The organism is Symbioplanes lichenis, from assembly GCF_030709675.1.
GTDB lineage: Bacteria > Actinomycetota > Actinomycetes > Mycobacteriales > Micromonosporaceae > Actinoplanes > Actinoplanes lichenis.
In genome coordinates, this window is sequence record NZ_JAUZQD010000001.1 from 670,539 (window position 1) to 690,839 (window position 20,301).

Genomic DNA, 20,301 nt, shown 5'->3' on the forward strand with positions numbered 1-20,301 from the left:
CCTATCCCCTGCCGCCATTCCCCGGGCAGCCGAGCGCCCGGCTGCCCGGCCGGCTCCCACCCGCGCCGCCGGCCGGCCCCGATCCTCCGACGATGACCACCTGGACGTTCTCGCCGGAGCTCCGCCCGCAGTCCACCGTCTACAGCCCGACCGCCGTCCTGACCCGCCCGCCCCGCGGCAAGCCCCACCCCCGCACCACCAAGCCCGCCGGCCCACCCCGCCCCCACCGCCCCACCGAATTCCTCGCCGCCGTCCGCGCCGAGCACACCTACCCCGCCTCCATCACCGACCCGCCCGCCGTCAAGCCCCCAACACCCCGACCCCCATGCCGCTCCCACCCGCCCACCCCGGAACCCGACCTCTGAACACCACGTCGCCCGGCTTTCCGTTGCCGCTACGCACACAGCACCCGCCGTCACCGAACTGGGGGCCACCCATGGTCGACACCACCACCAACCAGCCGCCGCCGGCCGCACACATCGGAGTCCCACCAGGCTGGGATTGCGCGGCCTGCCGCAAACCCTGGCCCTGTGACCAGGCAAAAGCCCGACTATTGGCCGAGTACCGCAAGTCCCCCTCGAGCCTGACGGTCTACATGCACGGCCACCTCGCCGTCGCCATCGCCGACCTCAACCCCGCCCCGGCCGACCTGTGGTCCCGCTTCATCGCCTGGACCCGCCCCGCCCCCACACCCCCACCCAGCCGCGACAACTTCGCCGGGGCTCCGCCTCCAACGCCCCCACGGGTCCACGGAACCGGCCAACTGCGCCGCTTCCACCCGGCTCCATCGGCGCACCTCCCCCGGCCGCACCACCGGCCGCGACCCTTGAAACGCGGGAAGCCCCTACTGCTGCCTCGGCGGCAAATCACTCGATCAGGTGAATCGACGTGCTCTTCAGGGATGGGACGACCCGCCGAAAATGGCGCCGCCCTCAGCGACTCCCCCTACATCTGCACGCCCTTCCCGAACGGTTCTCGCATTCTCGGGCGCGCTTTGCCCTTCTCGGATGCGCTTCCCTTTTCTGGCGCGCTCAGAAGGTGTCCCTGATCTGGCCCCGCTGGGACAAAATTCTTCGGGCCTGCCCCGCCCCGCCGAAGCGCCATCAACCGCGGTCCGCGTAAGACAGCGCCCCGGTCTCATCACCCGCGAGCCAGCGCCAGTACGCCCATCGAGATGACAGCAAATTCGGCAGGACACCACGGAATCAAGGCAGCTTCGAGCGAGGGCAGCGATGGGCACCCACCTCAATGAGGGGCCGAACGAGCTGACGCAAGTCGACCCGGCCAGCCCAAAAAGGCCGTCCCACGCCGACCCGGCCAGCCCAAAATGGCCGTCCCACGCCGACCCGGGCAGGCCAAAGAGGCCGTCCCACGCCGACCCGGCGGGCCGAACCAGCCGCCGGACATTGACCCGGCGAGCCGGACGAGGTTGCCACGTGTAGGGACCAATCGGTGTGGCATATCGCCGGACCGCGCCATCCGACCGCCGTCCCAACACGATCGGCACTGCAGGAGCGCGGCGACGCGACTCGGGAAATACGGCAAGCGGCTCGGCCCAGGGATCACGACCAGCGCCCCGACCCGGCAACCAGCGGCACGCGGCACAGTCGGCAGCCGGCGCGCGCCTCAGTCCGGCGATCGGCAACGAGCAGGCGGCAACCAGCGGCGCGCGGCTCGGTTGGCAGCCAGCGGCGGGCGACCCGACGGCGACCCGGCGGCGGGTGACCCGGGAAAGCGCGCGACGGCGGGCGACTCGGGCAAGCGGGCGACGGCGACCCGGCGGCGGGTGACCCGGGAAAGCGCGCGACGGCGGGCGACTCGGGCAAGCGGACGACGGCAACCCAGCGGCGGGTGATGGGCGGCTCGGGGGTGGCGGTCGGCAGGCGGGGACCGGCGGTGGGTGGGGTGGGGGGCCATGATGGGGGTGTGGAGAGTTCTCGTGGGGCTCATGAGGGGCTGCCCGCTGCCATGCGCCAGGCCGTGGATGATTTCGGGGTGCACCTGGCGCGGGTGGAGAACAGGTCGGCGCACACTGTGCGGGCCTATGTGGGCGACGTCGTGTCGCTGCTTGGGCATGCCGCCGGGGTGGGGTGTGCGACGCCGGGGGATCTGGACATCGGCGTGCTGCGGGGCTGGCTGGCGCGGCGGATGGCGGGCGGGGCCGCGCGGACTTCGCAGGCGCGGCGGGCGGCGGCGGCGCGGACGTTCACGGGGTGGGCGCATCGGGCCGGGCTCTGTGCGTCGGACGTGGGGGCGCAGCTGGCGAGCCCCAAGGCCCACCGGGATCTGCCGTCCGTGTTGCGGGCCGAGCAGGCGGCGGAGCTGGTCGTGACCACGGCCGATCCGCACGGGGCGCGCGACCGGGCCGTGCTCGAGCTGCTCTACGCCACCGGCATCCGCGTGAGTGAGCTGTGCGGCCTCGACACCGCCGACGTGGACGAGGCTCGCCGCGTGGTCCGCGTGCTCGGCAAGGGCGCCAAGGAACGCGCCGTGCCCTACGGGGTGCCCGCCCAGCATGCCCTCGACGACTGGCTCCGCCACGGCCGCCCGCGGCTGGCCCAGCCCGCGAGCGGTGACGCGCTCTTCCTCGGCGCCCGGGGCGGCCGTCTGCAGCAGACGGTCGTGCGCCGGATCGTCGCCGCGGCGGCCCGGGCGGCGGGACTGCCCCACACCAGCCCGCACGACCTGCGCCACTCGGCCGCCACCCATCTGCTCGACGGGGGCGCCGACCTGCGCGCGGTGCAGGAGCTGCTCGGGCACTCCTCGCTGTCGAGCACCCAGATCTACACCCACGTCTCCACCGAACGCCTCCGCGCCGCCTTCAACCAGGCTCACCCCCGCGCCTGAACACCAGGCCCGCCCCGCGCTTTGAACGCCAAGCCCGCCCCGCGCTTGGACGCCAGGCTCACCCCGGCGCCTGAACACCAGACCCACCCCGCGCCTGAACACCGGGCTCACCTCCGCGCCTGACCACCCGACACGCGACAACAGGACAAGCTCCAGGCGGCACGAGGAGAACGCCGGAGCGACGCGGAGGAGGGACAAGACACCGATTCCGCCCTCCCCCGTGCCGTACGATCGCAGCGTGAGCGCCGGTGACCCGCCCCCGCCCCTTCCCGGAGCCCGCCTCCTCTTCTCGCTCGACCCCGGCACCGCCTATCTGAACCACGGCTCCTTCGGCGCGGTCCCGATCGGCGTCCAGCGGGCCCAGCAGCGGCTGCGCGACGAGACCGAGCGCAACCCCATGACCTTCTTCGAGTCGCCGGGGATCATGGACCGGATCGTCCACACGCGACGGCACATCGCGCAGTTTCTCGGGGCGGACCCGGAGGGCAGCGCGCTCGTGCCCAACGCGACGTCCGGGGTGTCGCTCGTGCTGCAGTCGGTGCGGCTCAGCCCGGGCGACGAGGTGCTGCTCACCGATCACGGGTACGGCGCCAACGAGCTCGCCGCCAAGCGCCAGTGCCGCCGGTCCGGGGCGACGGCGCGGACGGTCGCCCTGCCCCTGCCGGCCTCGGACGCCGAAGTGGTCGCCCGGGTCCGCAACGCCCTGCGCCCCGGCAAGACGAAGCTGGTGATCGTGGACCAGCTCACCTCGCCCACGGCGCGCGTGCTGCCCGTGGCGCAGATCGTGGCGGCGGCCCGGGAGCACGAGATTCCGGTGCTGGTGGACGCGGCGCACGTGCCGGGCATGCTGCCGGTCGAGGTGGACCGGATCGGGGCGGACTTCTGGGTCGGCAACCTGCACAAGTGGGCCTTTGCCCCGCGCGGCACCGCGCTCCTCGCCGTGGCGGCACCGTGGCGCCGGCGCATCGAGCCACTGGTCGTGTCGTGGGAGCAGGAGTCCGGCTTCCCGCTCAGCGTCGAGTATCAGGGCACGCTGGACTACACCGCGTGGCTCGCCGCTCCCACGGGACTCTTCACGCTGCGCACCCTCGGTGAGAGCGCTGTGCGGCGCCACAATGCCGCGCTGGCCGCGTACGGGCAAAAGGTCGTCGGCGAAGCCCTCGGCCTGGACCCGGCCGACCTGCCGGACCCGGGCGCGCCCGAGGCCGCCATGCGGATCGTGCCGCTGCCCAGCGGCGTGGCGACGACCCGGCCGGAAGCGCACGCCCTGCGCGGACGCATCGCCGACAAGCTGGCGACCGAGGTCGCCCTCAACTCGTGGGGCGGCCGCGGCTGGCTGCGGCTGAGCGCCCAGGTCTACAACCGCCCCGACGAGTACGACCGCCTGGCCGACCGCCTCCCCGCCCTCCTCAAGGACGGGTAACAGCCGCACCGGCCCGGCCCCGAGCAACGTCAACGGGTCGAGATAGTCCGCACCGCGCCGCAGCCCCCAGTGCAGGCACGCCGCCACCGGGCAGCCCGCGTGCCCAGCCGCGAGCGTGCCCAGCCGGCTGCCCGTGTGAACCGGATCGCCGGCACGCACCTCGGCCAGAACCGGCTCGTACGTCGTCCGCAGCCCCGAGGCGTGCCGAACGCTCACCACGCCGCGCCCGGCCACCTGCCCCGCAAAGACCACCGTGCCCGCCCCGGCGGACCGCACGACAGCGCCCGGCTCCGCCGCGAGATCCACTCCGCGATGCCCGGCCAGCCACGGGGCCGGGGGTGGCTCGAAATGCCGCGTCACGGAGACCGGCGTCAAGGGCCAGCCGAAGGCGAGAACGAGAGACAGCAGCCAACTCATGCCCGCCAGATTGCGCCGGACAAAGAAAGATCGCCGCTGCCCCTGTGGACAACGGCGATCTGTGGATAACTCTCAGCCCCCGAAACCGGGCTCGTCCGGCAACGAGATGTCCGGCTTCTCCAGCTCCTCGACGTTGACGTCCTTGAACGTCATCACCCGCACGTTCTTGACGAAGCGCGCCGGCCTGTACATGTCCCAGACCCACGCGTCGTGCATCTCGACCTCGAAGTACACCTCGCCGTCGGAGTTGCGCACGTGCAGATCCACCTGGTTGGCCAGGTAGAAGCGGCGCTCCGTCTCCACCACGTAGGAGAACTGGCGGACGATGTCGCGGTACTCCCGGTAGAGCTGCAGCTCCATCTCGGTCTCGTACTTCTCGAGATCCTCTGCGCTCATCGCTTCTCGCCCTCCATGGCCTCATCTTCCCCCACCGGCACCGGCGGCCGAGGCTCCTCGCCGGACGCCACGCCGACGGTACCCCCACTGCCGGGCCAGAGCATCAGCGGCTCGGCGGAAGAGCTGCGCGAAGATGCCGAAACGGGACGCCGGGCCCGCGGGGGGACGTTCTTCCGGCCCGACGCCGCGGCCACGTTGACATAGGAGAACCGGTGCTCGGCGCAGGGTCCGTGCCGGGTCAGCGCCGTGCTGTGCTCCTCGGTGATGTAGCCCTTGTGCACCGCGAAGCCGTAGTCGGGGAACTTGTCGTCCAGCTCGACCATCAGCCTGTCCCGGGTGACCTTGGCGAGCACGCTGGCCGCCGCGACGCAGGCCGCGACCCGGTCGCCCTTCCACACCGCCAGCCCGGGGGCACCGAGACCGTCGACCGGGAAGCCGTCGGTCAGCACGTACTCCGGGCGGGTGTGCAGCGACGCGAGGGCCCGGCGCATTGCGGCGAGGTTGCAGACGTGCAGGCCGCGGGCGTCCACCTCGGTGGCCGGGATGATCACGACGGACCAGGTGAGCGCCCGGGCGACCACCTCGTCGTAGACCCGCTCGCGGGCGGCCGGGGTCAGCAGCTTGGAGTCGGCCAGCCCGGGAACCTCGCCGCGCTTGCCCTCGGGCAGGATCACGGCCCCGGCGACCAGCGGCCCGGCGCAGGCACCCCGGCCGGCCTCATCGGCCCCGGCGACGTGACGGAAGCCACGCCGCTGCAGGGCCCGCTCCAGCGCATAGAGCCCGCCCTCGCGGCGGACGACGGTGCGAGGCGGCGCCAGCATCAGCGCACCACCAGCGGAGTCAGAAGCGGGACCAGATCCACCGGGAAGATCCGCTCATCCGTAGCAGCCAGCGAAGCCAGGGTCCACCAGCGATGCTCGGTGATCGTGGCCCGCTCGTCGGCGTCGAAGCCGGCCGTGTCGACCTCCCAGCTCTGCACGCGGTGCAGGAAGAACTCCTGGGTCTGCCGGTAGTCGCGCCCGTCGTAGCTGAAGGACGTCACCTCGTCGTGCACCGGCGACCCCAGCGCGGCCGGGTCGACACGCAGGCCGGTCTCCTCGAACAACTCACGCGCGGCGCCCTCGGCCGGCGTCTCCCCGGCGTCGAGCCCGCCGCCCGGCGTGAACCACCAGAAGTGGCCGGGCCGGGCCGGGTCGCTGCCGTGGAGCAGCAGCACGCGATCGTCCGCATCGACCAGGAGCACGCGCGCGGCCCGTCGTTCGATGTGTGTCACGTCCGCCAGCTTATTGCGCGAAAGACGATCTTATTTGGCGGCGTCGGGGATGCTGTCGAAGCCCTCGGGCACGGACAGCCACGTCGCGCGGTTGACCGGCCAGAAGACGGTGAAGGCCCGGCCGACGATGGAGTCCGCCTCGATGGTGGCCTCGTTGATGTCCTCGGTCTGCTCCCAGTGCTCGAGTGAGTCGCCGGACTGCGAGCGGTGGTCACCCATGACCCAGAGCCGGCCCGCGGGCACGGTGATGTCGAACTTCTCGTCGGCCACCGGGTCCTGGTTGCCCGCGTCGTCGGTGTAGACGTAGGGCTCGTCGAGCGAGTGCCCGTTGATCACCAGGCGCTGCTGGGCGTCGCAGCACATCACGTGGTCGCCGCCGACGCCGATGATGCGCTTGATGAAGTCCTCGCCCTCGGTGCCGCCGCTCTGCCAGTCGGTGGGCGCCTTGAAGACGACGATCTCGCCGCGGTGCGGGTCACGGAAGTCGTAGACGAGCTTGTTGACGAGCACCCTGTCCCAGACGTTGAGGGTGTGCTCCATCGACGGGGACGGGATGTAGAAGGTCTGCAGGACGAAGGCCCGCACCAGGACCGCCACGAGGATGGCCACGCCCACCAGGATCGGGAGCTCGCGCCAGAAGGACCCACGGCGCTGCTCGCCGGTCTGCTCGTCAATCACGATCGGAGCCTACGTCGCCGCGGGCTCAAAGACAGTCCGGAACGCGCGGAGAGACCCACGGTCAACAGCATCGGGAAGACCGCCGCGGTGGTGCCCGGGTCGGGCTCGGACTCCCGGCGGCCGCCGAGCGGGGCCGCGCTGACCGGGTGCTCGGCGTCGTAGGCCTTCCACACGTCGGGGACGGAAAGGCTGGTGAAGCGGCTCGTGGGCCACACCACGACGAAGGCGCGGCCGATCACGTTCTCGACCGGGACCGGGCCCTGACAGCGGGCGTCCTGGGAGACCAGCCGGTGGTCACCCATGACGAACATCTCACCCTCAGGGACGACGACCTCGGTGAAGCGGCGGCTGCTGCACTGGCGCGGGTTGGGCGGCTGGTCGAGCGGGGAATTCTCCTCGACGTACGGCTCGTCGATCGGCACGCCATTGACGGTGATCCGGCCCTCGGAGTCGCAGCAGGCGACCTTGTCGCCGGCCACGCCGATGACCCGCTTGATGAAGTCGCGCTCACCCGGCCGGGAGACGCCGACCAGGTCGCCGATCGTGCGGCCGAGCTTGGCGCCGAACGAGTTGTCCAGCGGCGTGGCGGGCTGCTCGGGGGCCCAGTTGTCCGTGCCCCGGAAGACGACGATCTCGCCGCGCTGCGGGTCCCGGATGTCGTAGACGACCTTGTTGACCAGGACCCGGTCCTGGATGAGCAGGGTGTTCTCCATCGACCCGGAGGGGATGAAGAAGGCCTGGACCAGGAAGGTGCGGATCAGCACGGCCAGGCAGAACGCCACCACCAGCAGCAGCGGAAGCTCCTGCCACAGCGGCATCTCCTTGCGGCGGAGCACCCGGCCACGGCGCCGCCCGGAGGAGGAGCCCCGGTACCCCTGCATCGGTTCCACGCTACGTCTCTCCCGCCGCCGTCCAGGCGATTCGAGCCCGGATACAGCACTACCGCCCGCAGTCCCCCGCGGGGAACAGGTCGGGCGGTAGTGCGAATGGCCCACCGGCGGGGCGAATGCCCCACCGGCACTGATTCCCATCCGTCACGTGCGCAAGCCTAGCCAGCCCGCGCACAAAACGTCAGTCCGAGTGAAGTTACGGCTCGGACCGCGAAGGAGTTCAGCTGACGGTCTGCTTCTCGCGCAGCTCCTTGATCTTGGCCTTCTTGCCGCGGAGCTCGCGCAGGTAGTAGAGCTTGGCGCGACGCACGTCACCGCGGGTCACGACCTCGATCTTGTCGATCACCGGGCTGTTGAGCGGGTAGGTCCGCTCGACCCCGACGCCGAAGCTGATCTTGCGGATCTTGAAGGTCTCGCGCAGGCCACCGCCCTGACGGCTGATCACGACGCCCTGGAAGACCTGGACGCGGGAGCGGTTGCCCTCCACGACCCGGGCGTAGACCTTGAGCGTGTCACCGGCCCGGAAGTCGGGAATGTCGGTGCGCTGCGACTGGGCGTCGAGAGCGTCCAGCGTGTTCATCGCTGCATCCTCGTGTTCCTCAAAGCGCACCGGGAGTTCGATGCGCGAATGGGTACTGCTGATTCCCCGGCGGGGAGATCCTCGCCCGCCCGCCCACGGCGTGGGGGACGAACGGCAACCTCCCTACTTTGCCACACCCGGGCCCGGGACCCGAAATCCGGCGTCCTCGATCGCCGCCCGGTCCTTCTTGTCGAGCTTCTCCGGCGGATAGGCCGCGAAGAGGTCCGGCCGCCGGGTCGCGGTCCGCAGCAGAGATTGCGTACGCCGCCACCGCGCGATCCGCCCGTGATCACCCGACCGCAGCACGTCGGGCACCTCGCGGCCCTCCCACACGGCCGGCTTGGTGTAGACGGGGGCCTCGAGCAGCCCGTCCCCGTGCGACTCCTCGGTGAGCGACTCCGCGTTGCCGAGCACCCCGGGCAGCAGCCGCGTGACCGCCTCCATGACGACGATGACCGCGACCTCGCCGCCGAACAGCACGTAGTCACCGAGCGAGATCTCCCGTACGGGCATCCGCTCGGCGGCCGCGTCGATGACCCGCTGGTCGATGCCCTCGTAGCGCCCGCAGGCGAAGACGAGATGATCAAGAGTCGCCAGCGCGGCCGCGTCCGCCTGAGTGAACGGCTTGCCCACCGGCGACGGCACCACCAGCGTCGCACCGGGCGACGCGACGGCCACCAGAGCAGCGGCCCACGGCTCCGGGCGCATGACCATGCCCGGCCCGCCCCCGTACGGCGAGTCGTCCACGGTCCGGTGGACGTCGAAGGTCCAGGTGCGCAGATCGTGCACGTGGAGGTCGAGCGTGCCCGCGCCCCGGGCCTTGCCGATCAGCGACAGGTCCAGGGGGGCGAAGTACTCGGGAAAGATCGAGACGACGTCGACGCGCACTACAGATCCAGCAGTCCCTCGGGCAGATCGGCCACGATCCGGCCGGCGCGGAGGTCGACCGTGGGGATCATGGCCGTGACGAAGGGGATGAGGGCCGTGCCGCCGCCCGCCTTCTTCAGAACGATGAGGTCGGAGGCGGGGGCGTGATCGATCCGGTCGACCGTGCCCAGCTCGGTGCCCTCCGGGTCGACGACCGCGAGCCCGATCAGCTGATGGTCGTGGAACTCGTCGGGGTCGGACGGCGCGGCCACCTCGGCGCTGTCGACCTGGAGCAGCACGCCGCGCAGCTCCTCGGCGATGTTGCGGTCGTGGACGCCCTCGAACTGGGCGATGACCCGGCCCTGGTGCCAGCGCAGCGACTCGAGCGTCAGCGTCGGCGGCACCTGATAGCGCACGCCGGGCTCGGCAGCGGCGGCGACCGCCGGGCCGGTGGTCACCCGGCGGTCGCGCTGGACCTCCGTGTGGAACACCGCCCCGGCGACGAATCTCGCCTCTGGCTCATCGGTCCGGACTGTCACCAGGACCTCCCCACGAATGCCGTGGGGCTTACCGATGTGACCGACTACCAGCAGCATCGTGTGACAGCAGCCGATCAGTAGGCGTCGACGATGTCGACGCGGATGCCGCGCCCACCGATCGACCCGATGACCTGACGCAGCGCCTTGGCCGTGCGCCCGCCCCGCCCGATGACCGTTCCCAGGTCCTCGGGGTGGACGCGGACCTCGAGCCGCTTGCCGCGGCGCGAGTCGACCATCCGCACCCGGACGTCGTCCGGGTTGTCGACGATGCCCTTGACGAGGTGCTCCAGCGCGGGCCGGAGCGCCCCGTCAGCTCGCGTCGGCGCCGGCACCGGCCGGGTCCTTCGCGTCCTCGGCGACGGCCTCGCGGTTGGGCTCCGCCGGGTCGACAGCCTTGGTGTCGGTCGGGCGGTCGGCGGCAACCTCGGGCGCGGCCGGGGTCTTGTCGTCGGCGGCCGGCTTGTCGGCCTTCGACTTCTTCGGGGTCTGCGCCTTGGCCGGGGTGTCGGCAACGCCGGCGGCGGCCTTGGCCTCGGCCTCGTAGGCGGCCTGACGGTTCGCCTTCTCCGGCGCCACGAGCAGCGGCGGCGGGGCGGGGAGACCCTTGAACTGCTGCCAGTCGCCGGTCTTCTCCAGGATGCGCTGCACGGCCTCGCTCGGCTGCGCGCCGACCGAGAGCCAGTACTGCACGCGCTCGCTCTTGACCTCGATCACCGAGGGGTCGTGCTTCGGCTGGTAGATGCCGACGTACTCGATGGCGCGGCCGTCACGCTTGGTGCGCGAGTCGGCGACGACGATGCGGTACTGCGGGTTGCGGATCTTGCCCATCCGCAGGAGCCGGATCTTAACGGCCACGGTTGTTTCGCTCCAGATGACGACGTGGGTGAGCCGGACGGAACCCACGTGGGGAGTGGGGCCGAAGTCTCGTGGACCGGCACCAGAGGGGTTAGAGGGCGCCTCGGATGCCGTATACCAGTCGTCCATTCTGCCAGATGGGGAGCGCTTCTTCCCAACCGGGCCGGGAAAGCGTCATCCCAGCTCGGTGAGCGCGGCCGCCGCGGCGGCGGCGAGCGTGGCGAAGGGCTTCTCGTAGACGCCGCGGCTCCAGCCGCCAGCCGGGGCGCGGAGGGCGACGGCCACGCTCACGAGCAGGTTGTGGTCGCGGGCCTCGACCCGGTAGGTGAGCGTGTCGCCCTCGGGGTCGTGGCTGCCGAACGCCTCCTGGCCGGCCGGCACGTCCCGGACGACGGTCTCGTCGTAGATGCTCTTGAACTGGCCGGTGCGATGCTGGCTGTGGCGCACCTGAGCGGCCGGGGCGTTGCGGTACCACTGCGCGACCACGACGGCGACACCGCCCGACGCGATCGTGAAGGTGCAGGCGAGCTCCCGCGACCCGTCGTCCGCCGCGGCCACGTAGTTCTGCTTGCTCAGCTCGACGGCGTCCACCGCGGCGGCGATCGGCGCGAGATCGAGGGACGGGCACGCATCGGCGCGGGCCTGGTGCCGGATGCCGACGAAGTCGTAGACCCACCAGACCGAGTACGCCGTCGTGGCGATCGTCACCAGCAGGGACAGCGCGAACAGGATCAGCCGGGGCTTGCGGGGACCAGGGTCCCAGACAGGCGGCGCGAGGGGAGCCATAACGGTCACCGGGGCAGCGTAGAGATCAACGCCTCAGTTCGCCGCCCCGTCCGGAAGGAGCAAGACTCCCCGTCCGGAAGGAGCAAGACTCCCCGTCCGGAAGGAGCAAGACTCCCCGTTAGAAGGAGCAGGACTCCCCGTTCGGAACGAGCGGGACTCCTCAGAAGGAGCGGGGCTCCGCGGGCCGGTCCCACCCCGGCGGCAGCGACTCGAACGGCCCCCACGACGGGTCCGGCGTGAAGTCCGTCCACGTCCCGTCGAACGGGAATTCGCCCGCCTCGATCTGCTTGATCACGCCCCGCCCCGACGCCCACAGCGCGGCCTCGTCGCGCACCCAGTAGTGCTCGGGCAGGGCGAGCCGCTCGGCCAGCTCGTCCTCGTCCTTCCACGCCCACGACCGGTCGGGCGCCACGACGATGTCCAGGTCGTAGTCGATCGTGTCGACCCCGGCGACCTCCCCGTCGTCCCACCGGAGCGCGGGTGCCTCCAGGTTGACGTACCAGTTCTGGAAGCGGTCCTGCTCGTCGCGGAAGAACCAGACCGAGTAGTCCGCGCCGGGCGGCAGGAACTTGAGCAGCCCCGGCCCCTGCCACGTCGCCGGGACCACCTTGTGCGGCAGGGTCACCCACTCGGTGAACGGCATGTCCCGGATGCCGCGGTCGTCGCCGGCCACCTCCAGGACGATCGCCGAGCCGCGGGCCAGCCACAGCAGCAGCCCGCGCTCGTCGTCGGAGACCACCCGGCAGGGCCGCACCGTGGCCAGGCGCGGCCCGTCGATGTTGCGGTAGAGGACGGTCCGTCCGGGCGCGAAGGTCATCAGTAGGCGCGGGCCAGGATCGCCTGCACGCCCGGTTCGTCCTCCGACTCGGGCACCGAGCCGTCCGGGTTGACCAGGCAGCGCACGGTCACCGCCTTGCCGTTGGCCTCGGCCTCGCCCTCGGCGCCGACCGCCGACCACGGGATCCGCGCCCAGCCGGTCTGCGCGGCCTCGATGGCGTCGCCCAGGGTCTTGACCTCGACGGTCTTGTCCTCGCGGTGCTGCAGGGCGGCGTCGTAGAGCCGCTGCTGGTCGGCCTTCAATGCGGCGACCACGTCGCTGACGACCTCACCGAGCGCGATCGGCGACTTGGTGCCGTCGGTGCGGCGGGCGACCACGGCGTTACCGGCGGCCAGGTCGCGCGGGCCCACCTCCACGCGTACGGGAATGCCCTGCAGCTCGGCGTCGACGGCCCGGCGGCCGAACGGGATGTCGGCCCGGTCGTCGACCTTGACCCGTACGCCGGCCGCCTTGAGCTCGTCGCGCAGCTTGACCGCCGCCTCCTGCACACCCTCGCCGGCCTTGATCACCATGATCTGGGCCTGCACCGGGGCGAGCGCGGGCGGCAGCCGCAGCCCGTTGTCGTCGCCGTGCACCATGATCAGCCCGCCGATCATGCGGGTGGTGCTGCCCCACGACGTCGTCCACGCGTGCTCGACCCCGCCGGCCTGCGACGTGTAGGTGATGTCGAACGCCTTGGCGAAGTTCTGTCCCAGCTCGTGCGACGTGCCCATCTGCAGGGCCTTGCCGTCGCCCATCATGGCCTCGAGGGTCATGGTGTTGATCGCGCCGGCGAAGCGCTCGCGGCTGGTCTTGCGCCCCGGTACGACCGGCAGCGCCATCAGGTTGACCATGAAGTCCTGGTAGACGTCGTGCAGGATGCGCCGCGCGTAGTCCCGGGCGTCGGCCTGCGTCGCGTGCGCGGTGTGCCCCTCCTGCCAGAGGAACTCGGTGGTCCGCAGGAACGTGCGCGGCCGCAGCTCCCAGCGCACGACGTTGGCCCACTGGTTGAGCAGCAGCGGCAGGTCCCGGTAGGAGTCGATCCACTTGGCCATGAACTCGCCGAAGACCGTCTCGCTGGTGGGCCGGACCACGATCGGCTCGGCCAGCTCCTTGCCGCCGGCGTGGGTGACGACCGCCAGCTCCGGCGCGAAGCCCTCGACGTGCTCGGCCTCGCGGCTCAGGTAGCTCTGCGGGATGAAGAGCGGGAAGTACGCGTTCTGCGCCTCCGCCTCCTTGATGCGGGCGTCCATCTCCGCCTGCATCCGCTCCCAGATCGCGTACGCCGCCGGCCGGATGACCATCGTGCCCCGCACCGGGCCGTTGTCGGCCAGCCGGGCCTTGTTGATCAGGTCCTGGTACCAGCGGGGGAAGTCTTCCGCCCGGGGAGTGAGCACGCGCGCCATGAGGAGGCATCCTAGTCCGGGCCCGGCCGCAACCGACCGCGTGGGCATCCCGTGTCCCCTTGGCGAAGGGCGGTGCACATGACGGAGACCCGGGCGGACGCGTTCGACGCGTTCTACCGCGACACGTCCCGGCGGCTGACGCGCTACGCGTACGGGCTGACCGGCGACGCGGGGGAAGCACAGGATCTGGTGCAGGAGGCGTACGCCCGGGCCTGGCAGCGCTGGCGCCGGCTCGCGGCCTACGACGACCCGGAGGCCTGGCTGCGGCTGGTGGTCAACCGGCTGTCGTCGGACCGGTGGCGGCGCATCGGCGTCCGGCGGGCCCGGGAGGCGGCCGCCGCGCCGCTGCCCCCGGTCGGCCCGCCCTCGGAGAACACGGTGCTGCTGGTCCGGGCAATGCGCGAGCTGCCGGCCGACCAGCGCCGGGCCCTGGCGCTGCACTACCTGCTGGACCGGTCCGTGGCCGACATCGCCCGGGAGCTGGGCGCCGCGGAGGGCACGGTCAAGTCCTGGCTGTCCCGGGGCCGCACGACCCTCGCCGCCGCCCTGCTCACCGACCGGGAAGGAGTCCGTAATGTCCGCTGACCTCGACCAAGTCTTCGCCGAGCTCCGGGGCGAGGCCGACACCGTGCCGCTGGCCTCCCCCGCCGCCGCCCGCCGGCGCGGCACCCGGCGCACCCGTTCCCGCTCGATGGCCGCGGCCGCCCTGGCCGTCTGCCTGGTCGGCGGCGGCACCGCGTGGTTCCTGCGCCCCCAGACCCCGGCCAGACCGGCCCCCACGGCCACGACGACCGCCCGCGCTCTTCCGCGGGCCGGCCAACCTGTCGAGTACGGAGGCCAGGCGCGCGCCGCGAAGACAGTCCTGCTCGGCAACAGCGCCTACACCGTGTGGCAGGACACAGCCGGCACGGTACGTCTCTTCGCGGCTCCCCTCGACCGGCCCGCCGCGGGCCCGATGCGCGCCACCGCGGTCACCGGCGACCTCGACGGCGCCTATACGCTCGAGGGCACCCTGGTCGCCGGCGCCCGCCAGAGCACCGGCTACCACGTCTGGGGCCTCGACCCCGGCACCGGGACGACGCGCTGGGACTTCGCCGTGGCGTCCCCTGCGGACCTTGCCCTCTTCAGCCAGTACGCCGTCCATCGCGACCGGCAGTCGGGCCTGATCACGGGTCTGGCCGTCGGCACCGGCAAGGTCATGTGGACCACGCCGGGTGACCCGGGCCCCGGCGTCCCGCTGCTGCCGGTGACCGCGTGGGACCGCCAGAGCAAGCCGGCCTCCGGATCGATCGGGCCCGTGCAGCCCAGTCCCCAGGCGGTCACGATCATCGGCGGCCGGGTCGTCGCCCTCGAACCGGAGACCGGCGACCGCGTGTTCGACCAGCCGCTCGCCGAACCCCTCGTCGGCACCGAGGCGTACGCGGCCTGGGACGGCCGGCTGTTCATCCTGCGCCCGGGCGACCGCTACGAGATCGTCATGACCAAGCTCGACGCCTCCGGGGAGAGCAAGCTCGTCTGGACCGGCGACGCGGGCCGCACGTTCCAGTCCATGCACGGCTGCGGCCAGCACCGGCTGTGCGTCGCCGACGAGGACGCCGCGGGCGCCGGCCAGGTGACCGCTGTCGACTACACCCTGGACACTGCCGCCAACGCGCCGGACTGGTCCGCTCCCCTGCCGGGCCGGGTGACGGGCATGGCGGGCGGCATCCTCGTCGGCGGCCTCGCCGTGACCACCGACGCGGGCACCGCCCTCTTCCGCCTCCAGCCGGGCGGGTTCGTGGCGACCGAGCCGGGACCGCTCGCCTCCTACGACGAGTCCGACCGGTCCGTCCTGGCCCTGCCGGCCACGGCGGGCGGCCCGGTCACCCGGGTCGTCTTCCGCTCCGGGCAGCGCCAGCTGCTCGGCAGCATCCCGGTCCCGGGGGCCGGCTGCTTCCCCGCGGGGTATCGGCTGATCTGCCCCGGCTCCACGTCATTGAGCATCTTCCAACTGCCGCCTACCTGACGACGCGGCCTTTGAGGACGATGCGCCGGGGGTGACGCACCACGCGCAGGTCGGCTCGCGGATCTTCGGCATAGACGACGAGGTCCGCGAGCCCGCCCTCGACCAGCCCCGGGAAGCCGAGCCACTCCCGGGCCTTCCACGACGCCGCGGCCAGCACGTCCACGGCCGGGATGCCGGCCTCGTGCAGCAGGAGCATCTCCTCGGCGGCCAGACCGTGCCGGATGCTGCCGCCCGCGTCGGTGCCGACATAGAGGGGTACGCCCGCCTCGTGCGCCGCGGCGACGACGGACGGGAACCTGTCCCGGAGCGCCAGCATGTGGTCCGCGTACCCGGGGAACTTGGGCCGCGCCTGGTCGGCGATCGTCCCGAACGTCCGAATGTTGATCATTGTGGGCACCAGCGCCGTCCCGCGCCGCGCCATCTCGTCGACGAGGTCGAGCGACAGCCCGGTCCCGTGCTCGACCGAGTCCACCCCGGCCCGCACCATCAGCGCCACGCCCTCCTCGGAGAACGTGTGCACGGCCGCCCGCGCCCCCGCGGCGTGCGCGGCCTCGACCGCCGCGGCCATGGTCGCCGGATCCCACGACGGCGCGAGATCCCCGGCGGCCCGGTCGATCCAGTCACCGACCAGCTTCACCCAGCCGGTCCCGGCCTTCGCCTGCGCGGTGACGGTCTCGGCCACCTGCTCGGCGGCCACCTCGATCCCGATGTCCCGCAGATAGCGCCGCTGCGGCGCCACGTGCCGCCCGGCCCGCACGAGCCGCGGAATCTCCGGCTCGTCGTCCAGCTCCGGATAGGGAAAAGGTGATCCCGCGTCCCGGATCGCCAGCACCCCGGCCGCCCGATCCTGCCCCGCCAGCTCGCGCGCCTCGTCGACGCTCTCGATCGGCGCCGCCCCGTACCGGATCCCCAGGTGACAGTGCGCGTCCACCAGCCCCGGCACCACCCACCCGCCGTCGGCCACGGTCTCCGCGTCCCGCACCGGCTCGAACGTCACCCGGTCCCCGACGAGCCACAGGTCCCGCGTCTCACCCTCGGGCAGCACGACCCCACGCACATGCAAAGCCATGCGTCAGTCCTACCGGATCGCGGGCCGCACCGCTGCCGCACACCCCTCCACCACGGCCCGCCAGCGCACCGCCGAGAAGTAGGGCAGGTCGAGCGACACCGGATAAGGGTCCGCCGTCACGAAGACGCCGTGCGTACGCTGCAGCTCACGGCAACTCCCGTCGCCCGCCAGCCGGAAGTCCGTGACGGTCGCGCCCGCCGGATCGAAGGGATCCACGACCAGATATCGCCCCAAGCCGGCCCGCGCATAGGACCTCGGATCGTTGCCCCGCCCGGAGCCGCGCACATCGACGCCCAGCAACGCGCGCCCGAGGCACCCGGCGTCATACCGCGAACTCTCCCACGGGACCACCACGATGTCCGGCCTCGCGGCGCTCCCGTCGCCGGGCCAGTAGCCGACGCGACAAGGCGAGTGCCCGGGCGGGCAGTGCGCCGACAGCCCGATGACAATGTCCTCGCAAATGCCCGTGAAGGTCGACGGAGACGGCACTCTCAGCTGGCCGTCCCACAACTCGTACCCGATGTCCCCGGCGATGTTGGCGGTCTCGGCGAGCGTCCACTGCCGCCGGTCGAACGGATCGGTGTCCCTCACCGCCGCCTCCGCGGAGTGCTCACCTTGTCCCGGTAGGCCGTCCACACCGGGAGGTCGAGCGTCACGGGCCACGGACGATCGAGCTCGACGAGCTCGCTCAGGGCCGGGCCCCTCCGATAGCTGCCGTCGGCACTGAGGACGAACTCGGTGAAGGTGACGCGCTCGCCCAGCGGGTCGATCACCCAGTAGAGCGGGATGCCGGCCTCGGCGTAGCGGCCGGCCTTGTAGCCACAGTTGTCCTCGCGCGAACCGGCCGACTCGCTCGAGCCGGTGGACACGACCTCGATGACGAGCCGAACGTCCGCGGCGAACACCGGTATCCGAGCGACTCCGCCGATGTCGATGACCGCCCCGTCCGGACGCAACTCGCTGCCGTCGACGAAGACCGAGATCTCGGGGCTGACAGCGACGTCATCCGGCGCGTTGGCATCGAGCGCGGCAACAGTCTCGTAGGCGATGCGCTGGTGAATGTAGAAGGGGGTCGGCAGGAGGACGAGCCGCCCGTCCCGAAGCTCGTAACGGAAGTCTTCGGGAAGGTTCTTCACGTCATCGAACGTCAGGTCGTCGCGGCCGAGCAGGGGCGTCAGGTCAAGGCCATCGGGCACATACAGCGGAACGGCAGTCACGGGTTCCTCCCTGGAAAGGATGCGAACTGCCGCCCAGCATACTAGACATGAAGCAACCCGTCACCTGTCATCTTGACTAGCGCCCGCGCGACCGCACCTGATCCCGTCGCGCGGTCCACGCGTCGAGGTCGAGCAGGACCGGCCACGGCCGCTCGCGGCTGACCAGGCCGACATGGGTGCGCCCCCGCCGATAGGCACCGTCGGCGCCCAGCTCGAACCCGGTGAAAGTCACCCGGCCGGGCAACGGATCGATCACCCAGTACAGCGGGATGCCGGCCTCGGAGTAGTCCTTGCCCCTCGAGCCGCTCGAGCCGACTTCGATCACCAGCAGAACGTCCTCGGGGAACGCCGGCGTCCGGTCGGCACGGTCGAGCCGCAGCACGGTCACGTCGGGGATCAGCTCGGTCCCGGCGCTCGTCATGACGGACGTCCGGCCGTTGACGAAGACGTCGTCGGGCGCGTTCGTCTCGAGCGCGTTGGCCACCGCGCGGGCCATGTACTGGTGCACCGGAGGCGGCGGGGGCACGTCGTCCGGAAAGTGCGGAGCGGCAGTCACAGACTCCTCCTGGAAGGATGCGAACTGCCGCCCACGCTACGAGACATGCCGCTACTTGTCAGCTGTCATGGTGACTACTGCTTGCCGTCGTCCTTCTTGGGGTTGGACAGCTTGTTGAAGTCGAGTTTCGGCAGCTTGAAGCCCGGCGGCAGCCCCTGCCCCCCGGCCAGCGCGCTCGGGTCCAGCCCCGGCGGCAGCTGCGGCATGCCGCCCGGGAAGCCGGCGGGCATCCCGGCGCCGCCGACGCGGGGACGGTTGCCGCCCTTGGTGCCCTTGCGCTTGTTCTTGGGGCTCTTGGTGGCCTTGCGGCGGCCGCCCGGGAGGCCCATCATGCCGCTCATCTGCTTCATCATCTTCTGCGCTTCGGTGAAGCGGTTGAGCAGCTGGTTGACGTCCATGACGGTGACGCCGGAACCGCGGGCGATGCGGGCCCGGCGGGAGCCGTTGATGATCTTGGGGTTGGTGCGCTCGCCCGGGGTCATCGAGCGGATGATCGCGGTGACCCGGTCGAAGTGGCTGTCGTCGAGCTCGGCCAGCTGGTCCTTCATCTGGCCCATGCCGGGCATCATGCCGAGGATGTTGGCGATCGGGCCCATCCGGCGCACGGCGATGAGCTGGTCGAGGAAGTCCTCCAGGGTGAACTGCTCGCCCCCGAGCAGCTTGGAGGTCATCTTCTCCTTCTGATCCTCGTCGAAGGCCTGCTCGGCCTGCTCGATGAGGGTCAGGACGTCGCCCATGCCGAGGATGCGGCTGGCCATCCGGTCGGGGTGGAAGACGTCGAAGTCCTCCAGCTTCTCACCGGTGGACGCGAAGAGGATCGGCTCGCCCGTGACGTGCCGGACCGACAGGGCGGCACCACCGCGGGCGTCGCCGTCGAGCTTCGACAGGACCACGCCGGTGATGCCGACGCCGTCGCGGAAGGCCTCGGCGGTGCTGACCGCGTCCTGGCCGACCATGGCGTCGATGACGAAGATGACCTCGTCGGGGTCGACCGCGTCGCGGATGTCGCGGGCCTGCTGCATCATCTCGGCGTCGATGCCGAGGCGGCCGGCGGTGTCGACGATGACGATGTCCTTGGCGGTGCGCTTCGCGTGCTCGATGGAGTCGCGCGCGACCTGCACCGGGTCGCCCACGCCGTTGCCGGGCTGCGGGGCGTAGACGTCGACGCCGGCCCGGCCCGCGAGGACCTGCAGCTGGTTGACGGCGTTGGGGCGCTGCAGGTCGGCCGCCACGAGCAGGACCTGGTGGCTCTGCCCCTTGAGCCAGCGCGACAGCTTGCCCGCCAGCGTGGTCTTGCCGGAGCCCTGGAGCCCGGCGAGCATGATCACCGTCGGCGGCTGCTTGGCGAACTGCAGCCGCCGCCCCTCGCCGCCGAGGACGTTGATGAGCTCCTCGTGGACGATCTTGATGATCTGCTGGGCCGGGTTGAGCGCCTGCGAGACCTCGGCGCCGCGGGCGCGCTCCTTGAGGTTCGCGATGAACGACTTGACCACCGGCAGCGCGACGTCCGCCTCGAGCAGCGCGAGGCGGATCTCGCGCGCGGTGGCGTCGATGTCGGCGTCGGTGAGCCGGCCCTTGCCCCGGAGCTTGGTGAAGATCCCGGAGAGGCGGTCGCTCAAGGTGTCAAACACGGCACTTCTTCCCGTTGATAGCGAGGGTGGGAAACGCCCCCAAGCCTAG

23 protein-coding genes and 1 pseudogene are annotated in these 20,301 nt (G+C 71.6%); 5 read left to right on the top strand and 19 right to left on the bottom strand.

The genetic code is table 11. The features are described 5' to 3' along the window. Positions 1-92 precede the first annotated feature (92 nt). From RAN62_RS03025 to RAN62_RS03035, 3 genes are all read left to right on the top strand, one after another. Positions 93-365 carry a hypothetical protein gene (locus tag RAN62_RS03025; RefSeq protein ID WP_305782865.1) on the top strand — a complete coding sequence of 91 codons (273 nt, stop codon included), beginning with the start codon at positions 93-95 and terminating at the stop codon, positions 363-365. A 1,603-nt stretch (positions 366-1,968) separates the two neighbouring features. Continuing rightward, positions 1,969-2,847 carry a tyrosine recombinase XerC gene (locus tag RAN62_RS03030; protein ID WP_305783055.1) on the top strand — a complete coding sequence of 293 codons (879 nt, stop codon included), beginning with the start codon at positions 1,969-1,971 and terminating at the stop codon, positions 2,845-2,847. A gap of 238 nt (positions 2,848-3,085) precedes the next feature. Then, positions 3,086-4,270 (top strand): aminotransferase class V-fold PLP-dependent enzyme, encoded by a 1,185-nt coding sequence (locus RAN62_RS03035; RefSeq protein ID WP_305782866.1) that lies wholly within the window; start codon positions 3,086-3,088, stop codon positions 4,268-4,270. Here the strand turns inward: RAN62_RS03035 and RAN62_RS03040 are convergent. The 14 genes and pseudogenes from RAN62_RS03040 to proS form a co-directional block, all read right to left on the bottom strand. Next, positions 4,247-4,675: pseudogene (locus RAN62_RS03040) on the bottom strand (murein hydrolase activator EnvC family protein); the annotation flags it as partial. The gene RAN62_RS03035 and the pseudogene RAN62_RS03040 sit on opposite strands and share 24 nt — an antisense overlap. Positions 4,676-4,759: 84 nt before the next feature. Then, positions 4,760-5,083 carry a DUF2469 domain-containing protein gene (locus tag RAN62_RS03045; RefSeq protein ID WP_067505225.1) on the bottom strand — a complete coding sequence of 108 codons (324 nt, stop codon included), beginning with the start codon at positions 5,081-5,083 and terminating at the stop codon, positions 4,760-4,762. Then, the gene (locus RAN62_RS03050; protein WP_305782867.1) at positions 5,080-5,904 is read right to left on the bottom strand and encodes a ribonuclease HII; all 825 of its coding nucleotides are present in this window, start codon (positions 5,902-5,904) and stop codon (positions 5,080-5,082) included. Before RAN62_RS03050 ends, RAN62_RS03045 begins: the two co-directional genes overlap by 4 nt. Continuing rightward, complete coding sequence (locus tag RAN62_RS03055; protein WP_305782868.1) at positions 5,904-6,356, bottom strand: NUDIX hydrolase; 453 nt, start codon at positions 6,354-6,356, stop codon at positions 5,904-5,906. Before RAN62_RS03055 ends, RAN62_RS03050 begins: the two co-directional genes overlap by 1 nt. A 30-nt stretch (positions 6,357-6,386) precedes the next feature. Beyond that, complete coding sequence (gene lepB, locus RAN62_RS03060; protein ID WP_305782869.1) at positions 6,387-7,034, bottom strand: signal peptidase I; 648 nt, start codon at positions 7,032-7,034, stop codon at positions 6,387-6,389. Beyond that, on the bottom strand, positions 7,031-7,915 hold the full coding sequence (gene lepB / locus RAN62_RS03065) for a signal peptidase I (protein ID WP_305782870.1): 885 nt from the start codon (positions 7,913-7,915) through the stop codon (positions 7,031-7,033). The genes lepB (RAN62_RS03060) and lepB (RAN62_RS03065) overlap by 4 nt, the downstream gene beginning before the upstream one ends. A gap of 229 nt (positions 7,916-8,144) precedes the next feature. Continuing rightward, positions 8,145-8,504, bottom strand: a complete 360-nt coding sequence (rplS, locus tag RAN62_RS03070) for a 50S ribosomal protein L19 (protein ID WP_305782871.1) — start codon at positions 8,502-8,504, stop codon at positions 8,145-8,147. A gap of 123 nt (positions 8,505-8,627) precedes the next feature. Beyond that, positions 8,628-9,392, bottom strand: coding sequence for a tRNA (guanosine(37)-N1)-methyltransferase TrmD (trmD, locus tag RAN62_RS03075; RefSeq protein ID WP_305782872.1), 765 nt, complete (start codon positions 9,390-9,392; stop codon positions 8,628-8,630). Next, positions 9,392-9,964 (bottom strand): ribosome maturation factor RimM, encoded by a 573-nt coding sequence (rimM, locus tag RAN62_RS03080; protein ID WP_305783056.1) that lies wholly within the window; start codon positions 9,962-9,964, stop codon positions 9,392-9,394. The genes trmD and rimM overlap by 1 nt, the downstream gene beginning before the upstream one ends. Before the next feature lie 20 nt (positions 9,965-9,984). Continuing rightward, on the bottom strand, positions 9,985-10,242 hold the full coding sequence (locus tag RAN62_RS03085; RefSeq protein ID WP_015624940.1) for an RNA-binding protein: 258 nt from the start codon (positions 10,240-10,242) through the stop codon (positions 9,985-9,987). Beyond that, positions 10,220-10,765: a 30S ribosomal protein S16 gene (gene rpsP / locus RAN62_RS03090; protein WP_305783057.1), complete on the bottom strand. Its 546-nt coding sequence runs from the start codon at positions 10,763-10,765 to the stop codon at positions 10,220-10,222. Before rpsP ends, RAN62_RS03085 begins: the two co-directional genes overlap by 23 nt. Positions 10,766-10,939: 174 nt before the next feature. After that, positions 10,940-11,560: a hypothetical protein gene (locus tag RAN62_RS03095; protein ID WP_305782873.1), complete on the bottom strand. Its 621-nt coding sequence runs from the start codon at positions 11,558-11,560 to the stop codon at positions 10,940-10,942. A 151-nt stretch (positions 11,561-11,711) separates the two neighbouring features. After that, positions 11,712-12,368 carry a ribonuclease FAU-1 family protein gene (locus tag RAN62_RS03100; RefSeq protein ID WP_305782874.1) on the bottom strand — a complete coding sequence of 219 codons (657 nt, stop codon included), beginning with the start codon at positions 12,366-12,368 and terminating at the stop codon, positions 11,712-11,714. Continuing rightward, positions 12,368-13,774: a proline--tRNA ligase gene (gene proS, locus RAN62_RS03105; RefSeq protein WP_305782875.1), complete on the bottom strand. Its 1,407-nt coding sequence runs from the start codon at positions 13,772-13,774 to the stop codon at positions 12,368-12,370. The genes RAN62_RS03100 and proS overlap by 1 nt, the downstream gene beginning before the upstream one ends. 78 nt (positions 13,775-13,852) lie before the next feature. Here proS and RAN62_RS03110 point away from each other — a divergent pair, with 78 nt between their 5' ends. After that, positions 13,853-14,359 (top strand): SigE family RNA polymerase sigma factor, encoded by a 507-nt coding sequence (locus RAN62_RS03110; protein WP_305782876.1) that lies wholly within the window; start codon positions 13,853-13,855, stop codon positions 14,357-14,359. Beyond that, a complete protein-coding gene (locus RAN62_RS03115; RefSeq protein WP_305782877.1) occupies positions 14,349-15,779 on the top strand; it encodes an outer membrane protein assembly factor BamB family protein in 1,431 nt (476 codons plus the stop codon). The genes RAN62_RS03110 and RAN62_RS03115 overlap by 11 nt, the downstream gene beginning before the upstream one ends. Here the strand turns inward: RAN62_RS03115 and RAN62_RS03120 are convergent. From RAN62_RS03120 to ffh, 5 genes are all read right to left on the bottom strand, one after another. Then, positions 15,772-16,848: an amidohydrolase family protein gene (locus RAN62_RS03120; protein WP_305782878.1), complete on the bottom strand. Its 1,077-nt coding sequence runs from the start codon at positions 16,846-16,848 to the stop codon at positions 15,772-15,774. The two genes, RAN62_RS03115 and RAN62_RS03120, sit on opposite strands and share 8 nt — an antisense overlap. A gap of 9 nt (positions 16,849-16,857) precedes the next feature. After that, positions 16,858-17,439 (bottom strand): Uma2 family endonuclease, encoded by a 582-nt coding sequence (locus RAN62_RS03125; RefSeq protein WP_305782879.1) that lies wholly within the window; start codon positions 17,437-17,439, stop codon positions 16,858-16,860. Beyond that, positions 17,436-18,065, bottom strand: a complete 630-nt coding sequence (locus RAN62_RS03130) for a Uma2 family endonuclease (protein ID WP_305782880.1) — start codon at positions 18,063-18,065, stop codon at positions 17,436-17,438. Before RAN62_RS03130 ends, RAN62_RS03125 begins: the two co-directional genes overlap by 4 nt. Before the next feature lie 76 nt (positions 18,066-18,141). After that, positions 18,142-18,621, bottom strand: a complete 480-nt coding sequence (locus RAN62_RS03135) for a Uma2 family endonuclease (protein ID WP_305782881.1) — start codon at positions 18,619-18,621, stop codon at positions 18,142-18,144. Positions 18,622-18,695: 74 nt separating this feature from the next. Then, positions 18,696-20,252, bottom strand: a complete 1,557-nt coding sequence (ffh, locus tag RAN62_RS03140; RefSeq protein ID WP_305782882.1) for a signal recognition particle protein — start codon at positions 20,250-20,252, stop codon at positions 18,696-18,698. Positions 20,253-20,301: the final 49 nt, after the last annotated feature.

Coding starts and splice junctions, on each gene's coding strand:
- RAN62_RS03025 (WP_305782865.1), top strand. CDS start 93: ATGACCACCTGGACGTTCTCGCCGGAGCTCCGCCCGCAGTCCACCGTC.
- RAN62_RS03030 (WP_305783055.1), top strand. CDS start 1,969: ATGCGCCAGGCCGTGGATGATTTCGGGGTGCACCTGGCGCGGGTGGAG.
- RAN62_RS03045 (WP_067505225.1), bottom strand. CDS start 5,083: ATGAGCGCAGAGGATCTCGAGAAGTACGAGACCGAGATGGAGCTGCAG.
- RAN62_RS03050 (WP_305782867.1), bottom strand. CDS start 5,904: ATGCTGGCGCCGCCTCGCACCGTCGTCCGCCGCGAGGGCGGGCTCTAT.
- lepB (WP_305782870.1), bottom strand. CDS start 7,915: ATGCAGGGGTACCGGGGCTCCTCCTCCGGGCGGCGCCGTGGCCGGGTG.
- rplS (WP_305782871.1), bottom strand. CDS start 8,504: ATGAACACGCTGGACGCTCTCGACGCCCAGTCGCAGCGCACCGACATT.
- RAN62_RS03100 (WP_305782874.1), bottom strand. CDS start 12,368: ATGACCTTCGCGCCCGGACGGACCGTCCTCTACCGCAACATCGACGGG.
- proS (WP_305782875.1), bottom strand. CDS start 13,774: ATGGCGCGCGTGCTCACTCCCCGGGCGGAAGACTTCCCCCGCTGGTAC.
- RAN62_RS03110 (WP_305782876.1), top strand. CDS start 13,853: ATGACGGAGACCCGGGCGGACGCGTTCGACGCGTTCTACCGCGACACG.
- RAN62_RS03115 (WP_305782877.1), top strand. CDS start 14,349: ATGTCCGCTGACCTCGACCAAGTCTTCGCCGAGCTCCGGGGCGAGGCC.
- RAN62_RS03120 (WP_305782878.1), bottom strand. CDS start 16,848: ATGGCTTTGCATGTGCGTGGGGTCGTGCTGCCCGAGGGTGAGACGCGG.